We start from the raw sequence: 18,176 nt of genomic DNA, 5'->3' as shown, positions 1-18,176 counted from the left end.
AAATGAACAGCAATCTAGTTCCAAAGAGATGTTCATTGAGTCACACTCCCTGCCCAGCGCCCTAAGTTGAAAATCCAAAATGCTGTCGGCGCGAGTCGCGCCGAATCGAGAACGATTTCGGATCGGCCTGCTGGGGCCGATCCGTCGTATGGTGTTAGGTTTAATCCAATCTGCTCTCCAGTTGGAACAAACTGCGCGCAAGTTTTATGAAATGAGCGCTAAAAATCGCTAAAAAGGGCAAACTTGATCGCAGAAAATGGGAACTAGCCCGCACATTGCGAACCATGCCTTGACCCACCCGGTATAAACAACGTTGGAGTGATTTCACTTCTGTCATAACCGACCAGGTTGTGTTCGCCGTGTCTGCTATGCAGTCCAGATGATACGGGCGACACGGTTCACGTTTATGTCTACTGGCTAAGGTGTGTGGAAAGAAGTCCAAATGCCCCATATATTCTTAATGTGACACTTGAGAAAGAAAAAGCATGATTTTAAACGTGAAACCGCACATAAACGGAGTCAACGGTCACAAATCGCGATAGATGTGACCGTTGAGGGCCGAAACGTCGTTGTACGATCCAAAACATCCTTCATTAAGTGAATCAATTTCAGGTGATTGGTACAAGCTATGCTTTGAGGTGGGGATTGCATGAAGGCTTGGGTAACAAACATCGTACCGGAATATGTGTTCACAAATAGAGACTATAAGCTACTGTTAATTACAGGCGGTTTGTACGCAATGAGTACAGCACTCTCAAACACGTTTGTAAATGTATACTTATGGAAGCAGACCGAAGACTTAATGATGATTGCACTGTATCAGCTGGCAAGCGTGTTGTTTCAACCGTTAGCTTTCTTTCTGGCTGGACGGCTAACAAAGCAAATGGACCGCACGATTGTTTTACGAATTGGTGTTATTGTGCTCTCGTTATTTTACTTGACGGTGTTATTGCTTGGTCAGAATGCAAGCCAAATGATTGTCGTAGTGGGCGCACTGCTAGGATTAGGGTTTGGTATCTATTGGTTAGCGTTTAATGTACTTACATTTGAAATCACTGAGCCGGGTACGAGAGATTCTTTTAATGGATTTCTCGGTTTATTCACTTCCTTAGCAGGATGATCGGACCATTCACTGCTGGGTTAGTCATCCAATGGTTTCCGGGGTTTACAGGTTATCGAACCATCTTCTTCATATCGCTATTATTATTTGCGGTTGCTGTTTGGTTATCGTTTCGATTTAAAAAGCGCTCATCTCCTGGGATATTTCGCATCAGTTCTGTATGGCAGCGGCGTCACGTCGATGATGACTGGCGGCGAATTCTTTTTGCTCACTTCTTTCAAGGGTTGCGAGAGGGAGTGTTTGTCTTTGTTATTGTTATCTGGGTGTACATGTCTACAGGCAGTGAGTTGGCATTAGGTACATATGGCTGGTCACGTCTAGTGTTTCTTTTGTATTTTATTTTCTAGCAGGCAAATATTTAAAAACGAAATATAGAAAAAGAGCAATTTTAACTGGAGCGATTATGTTATACGGGGCGCTTTTTCTCATTCTCCCGGATCGAACGTTTGTGACACTCATCATCTACGGGATTATTATTTCAATGGCGTATCCTTTAATTTTCGTTCCCTACGTTTCGATGACGTATGACATCATTGGCAAAGCGTATAAAGCGGCCTCAATGAGGGTTGAATATTTGATTATGCGAGAGTGGTTTACTAATGCGGGGCGTGCAGGATCAATTATTTGTTTCATGGTGGTTGTGAATGCGATTGGACAAGCGAAAGGGGTTCCCCTCGTCATGTTAATTTTTGGGGCCGGTCACTTATTTTTATACTTTTGCATCCGACCGATTCAAATTTGGTCTACAAGTAACAAAGATCAAGATTATAATAGTGAGCGTTTGGAAGATGCAAATCGACAAACGTAGTCACAAAATCGTCGTGTTTCATCTCATGAAGGCATGCTACAATGAGTGAAGAAAGTAGTGGAGAGGAGCTTCCCTATGGTTAGAGAACGACGAAAAAACCACATTCCCTTTCGGTTGAATGTGCTGTTTTTTGGTGTGTTCATTCTTTTTTCAGTATTAATTTTACGGTTAGGGTACATTCAGATTGTTCAAGGGGAATCTTATGATCTGATGCTCAGTTCGCAAGAAGAACAGACGGCAAATGTAGATGCGCCGCGCGGTCTAATGGTTGATCGCTATAACAATGTTGTCGTTGATAACGACTTGCAACTGTCGCTCACATATACGAATACACCGAACAATGATTTAGAGCGTTATGAGATTGCTCATGAGCTCATTCATTATTTGAATATTGAAGATGATGACATTGAGTCAGTGAATGCAAGAGAATGGAAAGATTACTTATTATACAAAGCAACGATAGAAGAATCAGGAGATTTACAAGATCGTGTTGATTCTTTGGTGACGTCAGAAGAAGCGAATGAGCTTGAAGATGATGAATTTTATCAACTTCAGTTAGACCGATTAGATGAAAATGAAATTATGGAATCTTTTGATCGAAATGAACAAGAAGCGGTCGTCATTTGGGCGGAAATGCTTAGCGGGTACAATTACTCGCCAAATCGAATAGCGAGAGGGTTAACACAGGAAGAAGCGCACCAAATGGCAGAAATTCTTCATGACCTTCCGGGTACAGATATTATGCGTGATGCCGAACGAATTTATCCTTACGGCGAGTCATTTCGCCGGTACTTTGGCGGCACAGGTTCAATTCCAGCAGAGCAGATTGAAAACTATGTCGGCCATGGGTATGAACGAAGTGACGTCGTTGGAACGTCATTTTTAGAGTCCTATTATGAAGATGTGCTTCGCGGGGAGAAAGCGATCATGAGGACAGATGCTGAAGGGAACGTAACAACTGACCCAGGTAGACGTGGAAATGACTTGATGCTTACGATTGATATGGCATTGCAACAAGAAGTGGAAGAGATCATTAATCAAGAAATGACAGGCAATTTTATTGCTGATCGGGAAGCGTATGTTGTTATGATGGAGCCAGACACCGGAGAGGTTCTAACGGTAGCAGGATACAATGGCGAGAATCTAGGAGCAACAACGAGCACCTTTGAAATGGGTTCAACGGTGAAACCAGCGACCGTGCTCGCAGGTTACCATCATGGGGTGATTGATCACGGAACGGTTGTGAATGATTCTCCAATTACAAGTATTCCTGGCACACCGACGATCCGTTCTTGGCAAACGATGGGTTATGTTAACGACGTAGATGCGATTCGACGTTCGTCAAACATTTATATGACCGAAATTGCCATGAGGCTAGCGGACTATAACATGTCAACCAATCAGTGGGGTTCCTTAGGATACTCTTACCAGGCGTTGCGCAATCATTATGCGCAGTTTGGATTAGGAACGGAAACAGGCATTGATTTACCTTCCGAATCGAGTGGATACATCGGCAACAGCCAGTCTGGTTTGGTGTTATTTTTAAGCTTTGGTCAATTTGATACGTATACACCGATGCAACTGGCGCAAATGAGTGCAACAGTGGCTAATGACGGAAAGCGGATGAAGCCGAGGCTAGTGAAAGAAATTCGAGAGCCGAGCACGGATGAAGAGTATGACCAAGGTTCTGTCGTCCGTCAATTTGAACCAGAAGTACTAAACACTGTTGATAATTCAACGGCTGATTTTGAACGAATACAGTTAGGTATGCGCCAAGTCGTTGCGACCGGTGGTCAAGGCGGTGGGACGGCATACAGCTACTTCAATGGTTCAAATCAAGTGAGCTATGAAGCTGCAGCAAAGACGGGGACCGCAGAGGTGACGGCGCAGAATGGTGTGCAAGGGAACAACCAGACGATGATCGCTTATGCCCCTTACGATGATCCGGAAGTGGCGATTGCCGTCGTCGTGCCAAATGTGGCCTTAGATAGCTCTGGTGGGCGGCAAGGAATTGCGAACCATATTGCAAGAGAGTCGTTGAGTGCGTATTTTGACTTAGAAGAAGACCGTGTAAATCCAGAGAGAGAAGAAGACGAGGCAGAAATCTATGCAGACCCTGAAGAAGGGGTAGAAGATGATATTGAATAACAAAGAAGCAGACCTTATAGGTCTGCTTCTCTTGTGATTACACGAATAATCTCCTCAGGAGACAATGTGCTTTCGATTTCATAAAATCCGGTTTGGATGAGCATTTCTAAGTTTGCGTCATGAATCATCGTTTGAAATTCGTCTGCGTCCTCAATCATTTCTGCTCGCTCGAGCAGTTCAGCAACTTCACCACTGCTCATGCCGGAGCTAATGGTCATATAAAGTGTATCTGTCGGCTCACTCGTTTGTTCTTCATCCTCTGATACGAGGCCGCGGTCTTCAATTTCTTCAAGCAGTGCATCGTCGTCGTAGTAATCCAGTCCACTTTCTCGGACGAGTGGTGTATTTTCCATGTCTGGGGTTTCTTCGCTCGAGGCGGTCTCTGGTTCGTCTTCAATGACCCAGCTGGTTACAAGCACAATCACCCCAGCAAATAAGAAACCGATGGCGATGCCTCTGGCAGATTTACTTGTCATGCATATCGCTCCTTTACATGGTCAGGAAGCAAATGAATCACTTCATCCTCATGCAACTGTAGAGACGTTGCGATCTGTTCAATTGAGAAGCCTTGTTCGTATTTTAAATTAGCCGTAACGGTTAGCTGCTGCAACGACGAAGTCTTCTTTTGATTTCCTTCAGGTGTAGTCAGAATCTCGTCTTCAAGTCTTTTTACTTGAGATTGGAGTTCGTACACATCTCCCATTAATTGCAGTGCATCCTCTTCTCTTTGTTTACCTACACCCGCTTCTTGTTTTTGGGCGTATAGAGAATACAGCATAAAAAGAGCACTTAATAGAAACAGCACTCCTGTAAGTATTAACATGATGATCACCTCATCTCTATTATACAACGAGTCGGGCATAACTTCATCTTGATTTATTTTTATAAAACTGTTAGTATATGTTGGTATGATTGCGATGATAGGAGGGATACGGATGCGCGTACAGGTAACACTTGCATGCACGGAAACAGGTGACCGCAACTATATAACGACAAAAAATAAACGAACAAATCCAGAGCGTATTGAAATGAACAAGTACAGCCCAAGACTTAAAAAACATACGCTCCACCGTGAAACAAAGTAAGCAGCAAAATTTTTGCTGCTTCTTTTTGTAGAGAAAAGGAGTTCGGTATCGAGTGGACCCACAGAAAAAAGACATACGAAAACACATAACCGCTCAGTTGAGTCAGCTTTCTCAAAACGACAAGGAAAAGCGCGCAGAACCGTTAATCGAGCAATTGCTTATGGACCCATTCATAAAAGAAGCATCGACTGTTGGAATTACACTAAGTACGGCTCAGGAAATACCTACCGAACCTGTGATTAAGAAGCTTTGGGAAGCAGAAAAACACGTGTTGATCCCTTATGCTCACCGAAACAGAGTCTTAACGTTTCATCGATATACAAAACATACAAAATTAATGAGAAGTACATATGGCATTCTTGAGCCTGATCCCTACGAATCAAAAGATGAGAGTGAGCGGTTAGATGTCGTTATCGTTCCAGGGATGGCTTTTGACTGTGATGGGTTTCGGTTAGGATACGGCGGGGGGTACTATGACTCCTTTCTAAGCCGTACCAACGTAAAAACGATCAGTATGCTTTATCATTTTCAATACATACATAAATTGCCTCGAGAACGTCATGATATTCCTGTACAAAAACTGATTGTAGAAAAGAGATTGTAATGGAATTTATTTTGGTTATATTTATTGCACTTGCCGCACAACGAGTGCGGGCGCTGTCTCTATTTGGCGCACTCTCTGCAACAGGTGTGGGTTTTATTATTGCTTACTTCTTCTCCTGGGAAGGGCTCATTGTGCTAGGTGTATTCTTTGTGAGTAGCACGGTGTTAGGTCGATTGCCGGCACGAACGTTCACGCGCGAAAAAGAACAACGGACTGCAGGGCAAGTGCTGGCCAATGGGGGAGTAGCAGCAGGTAGTGCGCTACTTTACCCTTGGCTAGGTGACCTTGCCATCTTCATGTTTATCGCTTCACTCGCTGCTGCTGCGAGTGATACGTGGGCAACAGAACTGGGGCGACGTTTTGGAGGAAGGCCGTATCATTTGCGTAAACGATCGATTGGTGAAAACGGTCTGTCAGGAGCCGTGTCGATTGTCGGTACATATGCAGCGCTTGTTGGTAGCTTCTTCGTCTCATTTGTCGGCTGGTATGTATTTTCTTTAGATGCATGGAGTTTGGTTATAATGACAATCGCGGGCTTTGTGGGCTCAATCATTGACACCGTTATTGGCGCCTATGTACAAGAAGAACGAAAATGCCGTGTGTGCCAACAGAAAACGGAAAGTCTTGTGCATTGCCGGAAACATACAACGTTCGTACGGGGGGTTCGTTTTCTCGGAAATAACTCCGTAAATACCCTTTGCACGTTGTCGGCAGTCATCGTAGTTTGGATTTTTGCATAGCGATGTGATCATCTCCGCACACTAAGCAGAAAAGTGCGGAGGTATGTAAAATGAAGAAAATGATTTTTTTATTGCTGTTAATACTGGTGGGCGTTGGGTATTGCAATCGGCGCGATTCTGAATCGACTGCTCATGAATGAAACGAGACGAAGAGTGCTCATTAAACTGATGATGGAGATTCCCGCATTCAGAAAGTATATAATGAAGCGGTATTCGCCTTTTCGTATGCAACAATAATTTTTTTAGAGGAAGAAGCAGAAATATTCGCATGAACGGATGGTTGTGGCTTACTATAGAAGAGAGCAGAATGAAACCGATAAAGGATGAATGCAATGGAAGTTAGAGACCAAGATGTTCTCTTTTGGGAGCTCGCTGACCACCTTGTGACAAAACACGGGTTTCAAGCCATCCATGTGAGTGGTGATCGAAAGCAGTTGTGGTTAGAACGCAATACGAAAGATGAAGTGTCTGTATTAAGTTTGTCCAAGATTGACATGTCTTGGAGTCGGGGTTTGGACGAGTTCATGAAGCAGACGTTGCGTCAGTTCCAAATGTTAAAGACTCCTTCTAAACGTAAAGAAGTTCACTATTACAACATATACATCACGTCGATTGCGCCGGTTGATGATTGGAAAAGTAAAACAGGAGAAATTTTATATACGGATGCGTCAAAAAAAAGACCGATGCATACGAAACTATTCGCCTCTTCAATCGGTGCGCACCACGGTGACGATCTTCACCGCTTTTTGAAAGGCTTTAAAGCAGAAGAAAGGTTTCCTACCCGAGAAGAGATGCTAGAACATGATCCGAAAATAAAAGAAGACAGAACGACTGTGAAACGAAAGCGTGTGCTTAGACAGATGGAGCGCGAGCGTGAAGAAGTGACGCGTGTTTTTACTTACGGGAAGCCACGATTTACGATGATTCTTCTCGCCACCATCCTCCTCGTATTTTTGCTATTAGAAACCCGAGGCAGTTCACAAGATGTGCTCGCACTCATTGATTTCGGTGCAAAATACAATCCCGCGATCGATGCAGGCGAATGGTGGCGGCTCGTTACCTCGATGTTTTTGCACATCGGAATTTTTCACTTGATCATGAATGCTCTTGCGTTGTTTTACCTCGGTACAGCGGTGGAGCGAATTTACGGTTCTACTAGATTTATTTTCGTGTATCTCTTTGCAGGTTTGATCGGTTCAATAGCAAGTTATGCGTTTACAGCCCAAGTGTCTGCCGGTGCTTCTGGTGCAATCTTTGGTTGTTTCGGGGCTCTTCTTTACTTTGGTCTTGTGCATAAGGAATTGTTTTTTAAAACGATGGGCAAAAGCTTGCTCATTATTCTAGGGATTAATCTCGTTTTTGGAACGGTCGTACCGATGGTCGATAACGGTGCGCATATTGGTGGATTAGTTGGTGGGTTTTTAGCCGCTTCAATCGTGCAACTTCCGAATGTGAAGACGTCGCTCATGCGAAGTGTTGCTGGATCCGTTGCTCTAATAAGTTTAGGGGTAGGCGTATTTTTGTATGGTTATCACTCTGACGGAGCCAGCAATCCCCTGCCTTTAGTTGAGATGCAAATGAGCCAAGAGCTATTGGAAGAAGAGCGTTACGATGAAGCCTATGAGGTGATGGAAGCAGTCATTGACCAGGCAGAAGCGCCTGAAGCGTTCTTTGTAATCGGCAATAGCGAAATTGGTCGTGGAAATTACGAAGAAGCAAAAGCGTATTATGAACAAGCGATTGAAGAAAACCCAGCGTTTCACGAAGCGGTGTATAATCTTGGCTATACGTATTATCAACTTGGGGACGAAGAACAGGGTAGGCAATACGTAGAAGAAGCACTAGACATGGATCCTGGGAACGAACATTATGAAGATTTCTATGAAAAAATGGAAGGTAACGGAGAATGAATAGAAGCTGGGCGACAGGAGATGTTGCCCAGCTTTTTTCGTGTGTTGAATCATTCACTGGACGAACCCCGCATACACTATATGACTGAGGTCACTGAAAAAAAGCGAACTACTCTTTAAGTTACTTGTGAACGCGAACCATCGAGTCCGACCCATATGGGGATTAGCGTTACAATCGTAAATTATTCAGCATAGAAGGGTTACGTGGGAATATAGCCTTTCTAAGTGGGGCTTCAAGCTAAAAATGGTTCCACGTTCAAAAAAACCCCATCATAAACAGGGTCTATGTGAGGTTTTCTATTTATAACTAGCGAAACACGGGTATACGTTTTTCGATTTTCCTTTTCAATGAGCTTTATATGACTAGTCATGTGGACGTGGCAAAGGAGCGGTTGTTATGATAGCGGCTTTTATGGTTGCTGCTTCATTTGGAGCGATGCTCGTGCATCAGCGCATTGCTGATATAGAGAAATGGATGGTGTTATTTGCTCTCTTGTTTGCAGGGTCGGGGTATATCGGTCTCGTTCTTTCAAATGGCTACTTATCTTGGATCCCAAACTCTTGGCTTAGTGGTTTGTGGTTAACGTGTACGGTCGTTTTTATTACGGCAGCAATTATGACCTATCACCCGTATTTTGGTTATTTCGGAAAGAAGGATATACGATTGTGGTTGAGTATGATCGGTCTGTTCGTACTTACAGGAGCGCTAGTTAATGTTTGGTTGTCAACAATAATTACGTTCCTTCTCCTCATTGTCATGTTTGGCGTCGGATTAATCGCTGGCTTTTTCATTCAAAATCATTTGTACGTACAGTGGGCAAGAATAAATTGGCTTCCGTATGTTCCACTTTTATTTCTTGTTTTCGCTACAGCTGGAAAATTGTTATAATAGATGTAATGAAATCTTTTCACACGATTTATGACATTCGACAATATTTACTGAACTACAATACCGTCATTTACACGAGAGATCCCAAAGAGGATCTCTTATTAATGGAAGAGGAGCTTCGAACATTGTATGAGTTTGGGCTCATTGAAGCAAAGCAATACGTTCAAGGGCGAAGTATACTAAGAGGAGAGGTGCAACGATTAGAAGAAAAAAGTGAACGCCCGTAATTAGAGAGGAGAACATACATGGCAAAGTATGCAATTGGTGCAGACGTTGGTGGCACTTCGGTAAAAATGGGGATCTTTACCGACAAAGGTACGATGATTGACAAATGGAGCATTCCGACGGACACAAGTAATGAAGGCGTTAATATTAGTGGAAATGTAGCAAAAAGCATACATGAACAGCTGCAAAAATCCAATATTTCTAAAGATCAAGTGATTGGTTTAGGCGTCGGTGTGCCTGGTTTTGTGAATGAAGAAGCCGGGCGGGTTGATTTTGCAGTGAACATTGGCTGGCGAAATTACCCTTTACAAAATAGCTTATCAGAAGCGCTCCATTTGCCGGTCTACATAAATAATGATGCCAATATGGCTGCAGCAGGTGAGTACTGGCAAGGGGCGGGAAGGAATAGTCGGTCAGCATTTTGTGTCACGCTAGGCACGGGTGTCGGCGGTGGGATTTTATTAAATGGAGACGTTGTCAATGGGCCGAGTGGAACTGGTGGTGAAGTCGGGCATGTGACGGTTGTCCCTGGAGGTCGTTTATGTTCTTGCGGTCGTCGAGGCTGCCTTGAAGAGTATGTTGGAATGAAAGGGTTTTCTTTAAACCTTAAAGAGCGACTCGCATCAAGTGGACAAGCGACCCAATTACACGCAGAAAGTGAAGTATCCGAACTGTTTGTCGCAGCGAAGGGCGGTGACAAATTGGCACAAACGGTGATCGATGAAAGTTTGTACTACTTGGGACTCGTATTATCAAATGTGGTTACTTTATTGAATCCAGAAAAGATTATTATTGGAGGCGGAATTTCCGCGGCGGGGGACCAATTGCTGGAGCCGTTAAAGAAACATTATGAGCGTTTCTCATTAGAGCAGGCGGACCGTTCACTTTCATTTGGTATCGCAGAGCTTGGGAATGACGCAGGTATTTACGGTTGTGCATGGTTAGTCATCAACCGTGAGAACAAGAATTTTACATAAGGGAGTAATGAATAATGAATAGAACGATATCCGTACTTGGTGCGCCGCTCGATTTAGGTCAAAACCGACGGGGGGTTGATATGGGGCCGAGTGCCATTCGTTATGCCGGAGCGATTGAACGTCTAGAAGCACTTGGATATGAGGTGAATGATGACGGAGACATCGTTGTGGAACGAGCGATCAAAGAAAATCAAGAAAACTTAAAACATTTATCTGCCGTACAAACAGCGAATGAAACGCTTAAGTCCTCCCTTCACCAAATTGTTGGCAATGGCCACTTCCCACTCGTGTTTGGGGGTGACCATAGTATCGCTATGGGAACGTTGGCAGGAATTACCCCCCATTATGACGAGCTCGGCGTTATATGGTATGATGCACACGGAGATCTTAATACCGATAAGACTTCTCCGTCAGGGAATATTCATGGAATGCCACTCGCTGCAGCGATCGGTCATGGACATTCGTCATTGACCTCTTTATTTGATGGTCAACACGTGAAGGAGAGAAACATCGTGTTGATCGGAGTGAGAGCACTGGATGAAGCGGAGAAGGCATTTCTAAAAACATCAGCGATTACCGTTTTTACAATGCATGAAGTCGACCGATTAGGCATGTCAGAAGTGATGACAAGAGCGTTACAGACGCTCGAGCATTGTGATGGCATTCATTTAAGCTTAGACCTTGACGGCCTCGATCCAATTGATGCACCAGGCGTAGGGACACCAGTGACAGGGGGTCTCACTTATCGAGAGAGTCATCTTGCGATGGAAATGTTAGCGGAATCAGAGCGAGTGACATCATGTGAATTTGTCGAAGTCAATCCAATTTTGGATGAACAAAATAAAACGGCAGAAGCGGCCGTTGCATTAATGGGATCATTATTCGGAGAGAAGTTAAAATAACTGGAGGGGACACTTGTCTCATGGACACAAATGAATACCGAATTGAACGAGATTTTTTAGGGGAGAAACACGTCCCGGCAGATGCCTATTATGGCATTCAAACGGTCAGAGCGATTGAGAACTTTCCAATTACAGGATATCCGCCACATCCCGCATTAATTCAAGCTTTTGGTTATGTGAAAAAAGCTGCGGCAATGGCAAATCGTGACGTAGGAAACCTTAATAAGACACTTGCAAGTGCAATTATAAAAGCAGCTGAGGAAGTCATTGAGGCGACCACAATGACCAATTTGTCGTTGATGCCATACAAGGTGGAGCCGGAACGTCATTTAATATGAATGCAAATGAAGTGATTGCCAACCGGGCGATTGAAATATTAGGCTATGAAAAAGGCGACTATATGCGCTTGAGCCCAAACACCCACGTAAACATGGCGCAATCAACAAATGATGCATTTCCAACAGCCATTCATATTTCAGCACTCAAACTTTCTAAAGGCTTGCAGAATGCGCTAGATTCGGTAATTGATACGTTGGCTAAAAAGGAGTCAGCGTTTGATGATGTAATTAAAATGGGAAGGACTCATCTTCAAGATGCTGTGCCGATTCGTCTCGGGCAAGAAATGGGAGCATACCGACGTATGCTTGAACGAGATCGTGAGCGATTGCATCGAGCACTGGACCATCTTTATGAAATTAATATGGGAGCAACCGCTGTTGGAACGGGTTTAAATGCACAACCTGAGTACATTGAGACCGTTTCCACGTATCTTGCACAGTTAACGGGAATGCCGCTTGTTAGTGCAGAGCATCTTGTTGATGCAACGCAAAATACAGACAGTTACACGGAATTGTCCGGGTCATTAAAAGTACTTGCGATTAACCTATCGAAGATGTCAAATGACCTTCGGTTAATGAGTTCTGGGCCAAAAACAGGCTTAAACGAAATCAATCTACCACCTAGACAACCAGGAAGTTCTATTATGCCAGGGAAAGTGAACCCGGTTATGTGTGAAGTGATGAACCAGATCTCTTTCCAAGTCATCGGAAACGATCATACCATTTCTCTTGCCTCCGAGGCAGGGCAACTAGAACTCAACGTTATGGAACCTGTACTCGTATTTAACCTGTTGCAATCATTATCGGTATTGGAAAATGGACTTACTGTTTTGCGTAAATATGCTTTAGAGGGAATGACGGCAAATGTGGAACATAACGAAGCTCAAGTCCATAAAAGTGTCGGCATCGTGACGGCAATTAATCCGCACGTTGGATATGAAGTCGCTTCAAGAGTCGCAAAAGAAGCGCTTTCTACCGGTCGGTCTGTGAAAGAGATTTGTTTAGAGCGAGGGATTTTAACAGAAGAAGAGCTAGATGAAATATTAGATGCACAAGAAATGACGAACCCTGGTATTGCAGGCAAGCATTTCATGGAGTAAAAAAAGGATCTGACCGTGATTTGTCGGTCAGATCCTTTTTTAAGATGAAAAAACTTTCTGTAGCTTTGAAAGTGCAAATGCGAGATCTTCTTCAGAGATTGTGAGGGGAGGCGCTAACCGTAATACATTTTCATGAGTTTCCTTGCAGAGCATGCCTTCTGCCATTAGCGCTTCACAATAAGGACGGGCGGGTTCGTGAAGTTCTATACCGATAAACAGTCCGCGACCACGCACTTCTTTTATCGTTGGGTGCTTAATTTCTTTGCACTTATTAATGAAAGCCGTGCCAAGCGAATCTGCACGTGCTGGCAATTGTTCGTGTTCAATGACTTCAAGAGCAGCTAAGGAAACCGCACAGGCAAGTGGGTTGCCTCCAAAAGTAGATCCGTGTGATCCGGGTTCAAATAAGCCTAATATGTCACCATCAGCACATACCGCTGAGATCGGCATGACGCCTCCACCTAAAGCTTTGCCGAGAATAAACATATCTGGGAGATGTCTTCGTGGTCACAAGCGAACATCTTCCCTGAACGACCGAGCCCACATTGTATTTCGTCAGCAATCATCAAAACGTCATGCTCGTCACACAGTTCTCGAACTTCTTTTAAGTAACCGTCTGGTGGAAGGAGAATGCCGGCTTCCCCCTGAATCGGTTCAAATATAAATGCTGCCGTGTTTTTTGAAATTGCCGATTCTAAAGCTTTGGCATCACCGTAAGGGATGACCGTAATACCAGGAAGCAATGGCCCAAAGTCAGCTTGATATTCTTCGTTTGAAGATAAAGATACTGCAGCATTGTGCGACCATGAAAGTTGTCGGTACACACAATGATTTCTGCTTGATTTGTTGGGATGCCTTTCACACGATATCCCCATCGTCTAGCGGCTTTGAGCGCAGTTTCGACTGCTTCAGCGCCCGTGTTCATGGGAAGGATTTTTTCTTTTCCTGTGAGTGTCGAAAGCTTCTCGTAAAATGGACCAATCTGGTCGTTATGGAAAGCTCTAGACGACAACGTAAGGCGGTCCGCCTGCGCTTTTAATGCATTAATAATGTGTGGATGGCGGTGTCCTTGATTTACAGCAGAGTAGGCGCTCAGCATATCAAGGTATTGATTCCCCTCTGAGTCAGTTACCCAAGAGCCACTCCCTTCTGAAATGACGACAGGTAACGGTAGATAGTTTGGTGCTCCGTAACGGTCATGCTGATCAATAAGTTGTTTTGACGTTGACATAATGAAACACTCCTTTCAACCTTAATGATGCAAATTTCGTGCCATTATATGTATGACGTGTCATCGGCTAGCTCGTTTGCTATAATAATACTCGGATGAGGGGGTGGAGCGAGTGAAACTATCAGCACATATGCTTGGACAGTTTATTGACCTTTTAGAGACGGGTGTGCACATCGTTGATCGAGATGGCGTGACGCATTATTATAATAAAAAAATGGCGGAGATTGAAGGCCATCAAAAAGAAGAAGTTGTACATAAGCCCATTCAAGATGTGTTTACATTTGCTGACCCAGATAATAGCACGTTACTTCAAGCCATTCAAGAACAGCAGGGGAGTTCTCGAATAAAGCAATCGTATGTGAATCGTTACGGACGAGAGATAACAACCATCAATCAAACTGCTTTACTCATAGAAAATGATCGTGTTCAAGGGGCGGTAGAAATTGCGAGAGATGTTACCCGCTTGAAGAGTTCATACGTCATAATACAAACAAGCACAATGGTACGTATACGTTCAATCATTTAATCGGGGAGTCCAAGGCTATGATGCAAGTCATTAATGATACGAAGCGAGCGACAAGAACCTCTTCCTCTGTTTTATTGTACGGAGAAACAGGCACAGGTAAAGAGCTTTTTGCTGAAAGCATTCACTCCGGAAGCACCCGCTCGGACAAGCCGTACATTACCCAGAATTGTGCAGCTATTCCTGAACAACTGTTAGAAAGCATACTGTTCGGTACGGCAAATGGAGCCTTTACAGGTGCAAAAGATAAACCTGGACTGTTTGAGCAAGCACATGGAGGAACGTTGCTATTGGATGAAATAAATTCACTCCCACTCGCATTGCAAGCGAAACTACTACGTGTGCTGCAAGATAAAACGGTGAGAAGAGTCGGGGGTACCCGTGATGTCGTTGTGGATGTGCGCATCATTGCATCTATGAATGAAGAGCCTGATGAAGCGGTAGAAAATGGTGTGATGCGAAAAGACCTTTACTATCGACTGAACGTTGTTGCGATACGTGTGCCACCTCTTCGAGAACGGGCAGGGGATATCGACTTGCTCGTTCACGCGTTTATTCATAAGTTTAATGACCTATTTAAAATGCATGTCCAGTCCGTTGATCCAAAGCTGTTGACAATTTTACGCGAGCACGATTTCCCTGGAAATGTCCGAGAGTTAGAGCATCTCATTGAAGGGGCAATGAATGTCGTAGATGAAGATGAAAAAGTGCTTAAAATTGAGCATATGCCAAATTATTTTGCGCAACGGTTTCGGCGGCATGAGACAAGGAAGCCAACCGAAGTATTTGATGAATATATGAAACGGTGTGAATCCCAATTTCTTCAAGAATCCTTACAGGCGTACGGAGGCAATATCACAAAAACAGCGGAGGCGATTGGAATGAGTAGGCAAAACTTGCAATACCGACTCAAGAAGATAAAACAAAAAAGGGACAAACGATCATGAAGCGTGGATTTATGCGATTACCGGAGAAGAATTACACCCTAACCGGGAAATGCTAGAGGTTATGGAAGAAGTGCTCCTAGGTGGCGCGAGCGCATTGCAGTTACGTGATAAAAGCAGCCCAAAGTACGACCTTATACAAAAAGGCAAGGCATTAAAGCGGCTTGCCAATCGATTTGGAGTACCGTTTTTCATGAATGATCATTTAGATGTAGCGCTTGCAGTCGATGCTGACGGTGTCCACTTCGGTCAAGGAGATTTTCCGTTAATTGAAGCGAGAAAATTGCTTGGTAATCAAAAGATCATAGGGATTTCTACACATTCCATTGAACAAGCGCAAGAGGCAGAGCGAAACGGTGCGAATTATATTGGTGTCGGCCCAGTGTTTCAAACGAATACAAAAACCGATGCCGAACGAGCCATTGGTGTTTCTGGCTTTCAAGAAATTTCATCATCAGTACGAATCCCTACGGTGGCAATTGGAGGCATTAACGAACAAAATGCGAGTGATATTATACGAGCAGGTGCTAAGCAACTCGCGGTGATTAGCGGTGTGGTTGCTAAGGACAATGTAAAAGAAGCGGCAAGATACTATACGAATTTGTATGACGGGGAGCGGAATAATGTTTAAAGGCAGTAACAAATGGATGTGGATTATACCCGGTGGATTGATGATCGCACTGTTTATTGGTGGTTATATGTATGTCACAGGAGCAGACAGCATCGACCATGATGAGCTTCAAGAAGTGGTTGAAATTGATGCACAAATTGGCGACACAACCGTTGACGTACATTGGGACTGGGGAATGTTACCAGAAGGTGAATTAGAAGGAGAAGAATATGTAGGGATTACGCTCTTTAACAATGACGGGGAGCAGATATCTGGTGATCAAATTGACGAGGCATCGGTCACGTTATTTCAAAGCGGAAATGAAGTGTATGCTCGAGACGGTGAAATCGTTGATGAAGGTGTGATTTTGTCATTTCCAAACCGACTCGATACGTACAATGTGTATGGGGTTGAAGGTCACGCGGAAGTTTCGGTGAGTGAAGACATAGAAGAAGTGACGGTCTATTACCTTCATACGTGGGAAACTCATGCTGGCCAAGGAGGAGACGATCCAACCTTTGAAGATCCGCCATTTCCAGGGATGGATGGCTTTGATCACTTCTATTGGGTAATTGAAGAGACATTTTAATGATTTTAGCAGGTGGAGTTTCATCTGCAATCTGGACGGAAGCTTGTACGCTAAGGTACAAGCTTCCGTTTCTTCATAGTAGTGACGAGCCCATGCCTTTTACACTCAACTCAATGCGTGCACCGGCGGGGTCGATGACGAATGTAGACGAATCTTGAAGTGAATAGCCCAAAGCGCGGAGGCGTTCTACGCTTGTGTGCGGGCGTGCTCATCTGGGTACATAAGAGAATAGCTAACCATCCCAACTTGGCGCTCACTTCGACGTGGAGCATTCGAACCAGCCCAAAGGTTAAAGGCGAGGTGATGATGATAGTTTGCTTGCGCCATAAACAACGCCTGATCACCATACGTAGTCATGACAGCAAAGCCAAGGCCATTTTCATAAAAATGGCGAATGTCTTCAAGGTTATGCACGTGGAAGTGCAAATGTCCGATACGAGTATGAGAAGGCAGCAAAGAGAATGGTGCTTGTTCTCTTACTGCCAGTAGTCCGTCGACATCAAGCCTCTCTGTCGTCATAACGACTTGTCCTGACTGATAGGCCCATGACGCTGCTGGTCGATCGGCGTATAATTCAATGCCATTGCCTTCCGGGTCAGCGAGGTAAAAAGCTTCACTTACAAGGTGATGAGATGCACCTTGAACAGGATAGTTATTCTCAAGCAAATGATAGACAAGTTGCCCGAGCAATTCACGGTTTGGTAGCAAAAAAGCGACATGAAAAAGTCCAAGCTGTCTCGAACTTTTATCCGCTACACCAGCTGTTGTTTTTAACGTTAGTAAAGCGTCCTCTTTATTGGCACCGAGAAAAAGTTCAGTTTCAGACTCCTGTATTACCGTCATTCCTAACTGTTTCGTGTAAAACTGTTTCTGTTTTTCCATGTCCTGAACCATTAGTGTAAGATGGTTTGGGAACACAGTAGGTGGAGCGTGAAATTGGACATCGGACATATTGAAACACTCCTAAGTCTTTTTTTAAAGTGTAATGATCGTGTATACAAAAAGCAATGGTTTGATTTGTGTGCAACAATGTGTTCGCTGTAGTCCAAAGCATTAGCTTTCTTATCCGTCTTCCGTCTACATGACGGGGATTTATATCGTTGCTCTAATCGTCTCACAAACGGCTTTTTATGGCTATTGGTCGAGTAAAAGTCATCATTATTAATCTGAACTGTCACATAAAAGAGTTGTTGAGAAGGTGAATACCGCTGTCTTTTATGATGACCGTGGAATACTCGGTTTTTTTGTAAGTGGGCAAAAGCCTTGCGTTTTCCCGTATCAATCGCAGGAAGCTATATATAATGAACGTAACATTTTCCTAATTGCGCAGTTTGTTGTTGCTTTCTACTGCAGGCGGATGCTTGCAGTCCAGAGTATAAGGGCAACATCGGCGGCGAAAACATCTGCACCGTGTTTGTCTATGTCAGTCGTAG

14 protein-coding genes and 4 pseudogenes are annotated in these 18,176 nt (G+C 44.0%); 14 read left to right on the top strand and 4 right to left on the bottom strand.

From position 1 onward, the window contains the following. Positions 1–649 precede the first annotated feature (649 nt). Both JCM19039_RS28275 and JCM19039_RS20645 read left to right on the top strand, forming a co-directional pair. Positions 650–1,928, top strand: a pseudogene (locus tag JCM19039_RS28275) (MFS transporter). A gap of 75 nt (positions 1,929–2,003) precedes the next feature. Then, entirely contained in the window at positions 2,004–4,076 is a 2,073-nt protein-coding gene (locus tag JCM19039_RS20645; RefSeq protein WP_042430899.1) for a penicillin-binding protein 2, read from the top strand. A 14-nt stretch (positions 4,077–4,090) separates the two neighbouring features. On the opposite strand, the gene JCM19039_RS20640 is transcribed toward JCM19039_RS20645, so the two are convergent. After that, a complete protein-coding gene (locus tag JCM19039_RS20640; protein ID WP_042430896.1) occupies positions 4,091–4,552 on the bottom strand; it encodes a hypothetical protein in 462 nt (153 codons plus the stop codon). Beyond that, a complete protein-coding gene (locus tag JCM19039_RS20635) occupies positions 4,549–4,899 on the bottom strand; it encodes a hypothetical protein (RefSeq protein WP_042430893.1) in 351 nt (116 codons plus the stop codon). The genes JCM19039_RS20640 and JCM19039_RS20635 overlap by 4 nt, the downstream gene beginning before the upstream one ends. 112 nt (positions 4,900–5,011) lie before the next feature. On the opposite strand from JCM19039_RS20635, the gene rpmG reads away from it, so the two are divergent. The 9 genes and pseudogenes from rpmG to aspA all read left to right on the top strand — a co-directional run bounded on the left by rpmG (position 5,012) and on the right by aspA (position 12,846). Beyond that, entirely contained in the window at positions 5,012–5,161 is a 150-nt protein-coding gene (gene rpmG / locus JCM19039_RS20630; protein WP_042399487.1) for a 50S ribosomal protein L33, read from the top strand. A gap of 52 nt (positions 5,162–5,213) precedes the next feature. After that, positions 5,214–5,765: a 5-formyltetrahydrofolate cyclo-ligase gene (locus tag JCM19039_RS20625; RefSeq protein ID WP_081834669.1), complete on the top strand. Its 552-nt coding sequence runs from the start codon at positions 5,214–5,216 to the stop codon at positions 5,763–5,765. After that, positions 5,765–6,505 carry a DUF92 domain-containing protein gene (locus JCM19039_RS20620; protein WP_042430890.1) on the top strand — a complete coding sequence of 247 codons (741 nt, stop codon included), beginning with the start codon at positions 5,765–5,767 and terminating at the stop codon, positions 6,503–6,505. Before JCM19039_RS20625 ends, JCM19039_RS20620 begins: the two co-directional genes overlap by 1 nt. Before the next feature lie 332 nt (positions 6,506–6,837). Beyond that, positions 6,838–8,415 (top strand): rhomboid family intramembrane serine protease, encoded by a 1,578-nt coding sequence (locus JCM19039_RS20615; RefSeq protein ID WP_042430888.1) that lies wholly within the window; start codon positions 6,838–6,840, stop codon positions 8,413–8,415. A 397-nt stretch (positions 8,416–8,812) separates the two neighbouring features. After that, complete coding sequence (locus tag JCM19039_RS20610) at positions 8,813–9,304, top strand: hypothetical protein (protein ID WP_042430887.1); 492 nt, start codon at positions 8,813–8,815, stop codon at positions 9,302–9,304. An 8-nt stretch (positions 9,305–9,312) separates the two neighbouring features. Next, on the top strand, positions 9,313–9,531 hold the full coding sequence (locus tag JCM19039_RS23490) for a YqgQ family protein (protein WP_081834667.1): 219 nt from the start codon (positions 9,313–9,315) through the stop codon (positions 9,529–9,531). 18 nt (positions 9,532–9,549) lie between these two features. Continuing rightward, positions 9,550–10,506, top strand: a complete 957-nt coding sequence (locus JCM19039_RS20605) for an ROK family glucokinase (RefSeq protein WP_042430886.1) — start codon at positions 9,550–9,552, stop codon at positions 10,504–10,506. 14 nt (positions 10,507–10,520) lie between these two features. Further along, entirely contained in the window at positions 10,521–11,408 is an 888-nt protein-coding gene (gene rocF / locus JCM19039_RS20600) for an arginase (RefSeq protein ID WP_042430884.1), read from the top strand. Between the two features lie 20 nt (positions 11,409–11,428). Continuing rightward, positions 11,429–12,846: pseudogene (gene aspA, locus JCM19039_RS20595) on the top strand (aspartate ammonia-lyase). Positions 12,847–12,885: 39 nt separating this feature from the next. Here the strand turns inward: aspA and JCM19039_RS20590 are convergent. Beyond that, positions 12,886–14,077: pseudogene (locus tag JCM19039_RS20590) on the bottom strand (ornithine--oxo-acid transaminase). 130 nt (positions 14,078–14,207) lie between these two features. Between JCM19039_RS20590 and JCM19039_RS20585 the strand changes: the two are divergent. The 3 genes and pseudogenes from JCM19039_RS20585 (at position 14,208) to JCM19039_RS20575 (ending at position 16,743) form a co-directional block, all read left to right on the top strand. Continuing rightward, positions 14,208–15,547: pseudogene (locus JCM19039_RS20585) on the top strand (sigma-54 interaction domain-containing protein). Between the two features lie 7 nt (positions 15,548–15,554). Then, entirely contained in the window at positions 15,555–16,175 is a 621-nt protein-coding gene (gene thiE / locus JCM19039_RS20580) for a thiamine phosphate synthase (RefSeq protein ID WP_255343746.1), read from the top strand. After that, positions 16,168–16,743: a hypothetical protein gene (locus JCM19039_RS20575; protein WP_042430879.1), complete on the top strand. Its 576-nt coding sequence runs from the start codon at positions 16,168–16,170 to the stop codon at positions 16,741–16,743. Before thiE ends, JCM19039_RS20575 begins: the two co-directional genes overlap by 8 nt. A 186-nt stretch (positions 16,744–16,929) precedes the next feature. Here the strand turns inward: JCM19039_RS20575 and JCM19039_RS20570 are convergent, their stop codons facing one another. Continuing rightward, a complete protein-coding gene (locus JCM19039_RS20570; protein ID WP_052399014.1) occupies positions 16,930–17,694 on the bottom strand; it encodes a VOC family protein in 765 nt (254 codons plus the stop codon). Positions 17,695–18,176 lie beyond the last annotated feature (482 nt).

The organism is Geomicrobium sp. JCM 19039, from assembly GCF_000698145.1.
Classification (GTDB): domain Bacteria; phylum Bacillota; class Bacilli; order Bacillales; family Marinococcaceae; genus Geomicrobium_A.
Note: the sequence above shows the minus strand (reverse complement) of the source record. Positions and strands in the feature narration are given on the sequence as shown.

Coding starts and splice junctions, on each gene's coding strand:
- JCM19039_RS20645 (WP_042430899.1), top strand. CDS start 2,004: ATGGTTAGAGAACGACGAAAAAACCACATTCCCTTTCGGTTGAATGTG.
- JCM19039_RS20640 (WP_042430896.1), bottom strand. CDS start 4,552: ATGACAAGTAAATCTGCCAGAGGCATCGCCATCGGTTTCTTATTTGCT.
- JCM19039_RS20635 (WP_042430893.1), bottom strand. CDS start 4,899: ATGTTAATACTTACAGGAGTGCTGTTTCTATTAAGTGCTCTTTTTATG.
- rpmG (WP_042399487.1), top strand. CDS start 5,012: ATGCGCGTACAGGTAACACTTGCATGCACGGAAACAGGTGACCGCAAC.
- JCM19039_RS20620 (WP_042430890.1), top strand. CDS start 5,765: ATGGAATTTATTTTGGTTATATTTATTGCACTTGCCGCACAACGAGTG.
- JCM19039_RS20615 (WP_042430888.1), top strand. CDS start 6,838: ATGGAAGTTAGAGACCAAGATGTTCTCTTTTGGGAGCTCGCTGACCAC.
- JCM19039_RS20610 (WP_042430887.1), top strand. CDS start 8,813: ATGATAGCGGCTTTTATGGTTGCTGCTTCATTTGGAGCGATGCTCGTG.
- JCM19039_RS23490 (WP_081834667.1), top strand. CDS start 9,313: ATGAAATCTTTTCACACGATTTATGACATTCGACAATATTTACTGAAC.
- JCM19039_RS20605 (WP_042430886.1), top strand. CDS start 9,550: ATGGCAAAGTATGCAATTGGTGCAGACGTTGGTGGCACTTCGGTAAAA.
- rocF (WP_042430884.1), top strand. CDS start 10,521: ATGAATAGAACGATATCCGTACTTGGTGCGCCGCTCGATTTAGGTCAA.
- JCM19039_RS20575 (WP_042430879.1), top strand. CDS start 16,168: ATGTTTAAAGGCAGTAACAAATGGATGTGGATTATACCCGGTGGATTG.
- JCM19039_RS20570 (WP_052399014.1), bottom strand. CDS start 17,694: ATGTCCGATGTCCAATTTCACGCTCCACCTACTGTGTTCCCAAACCAT.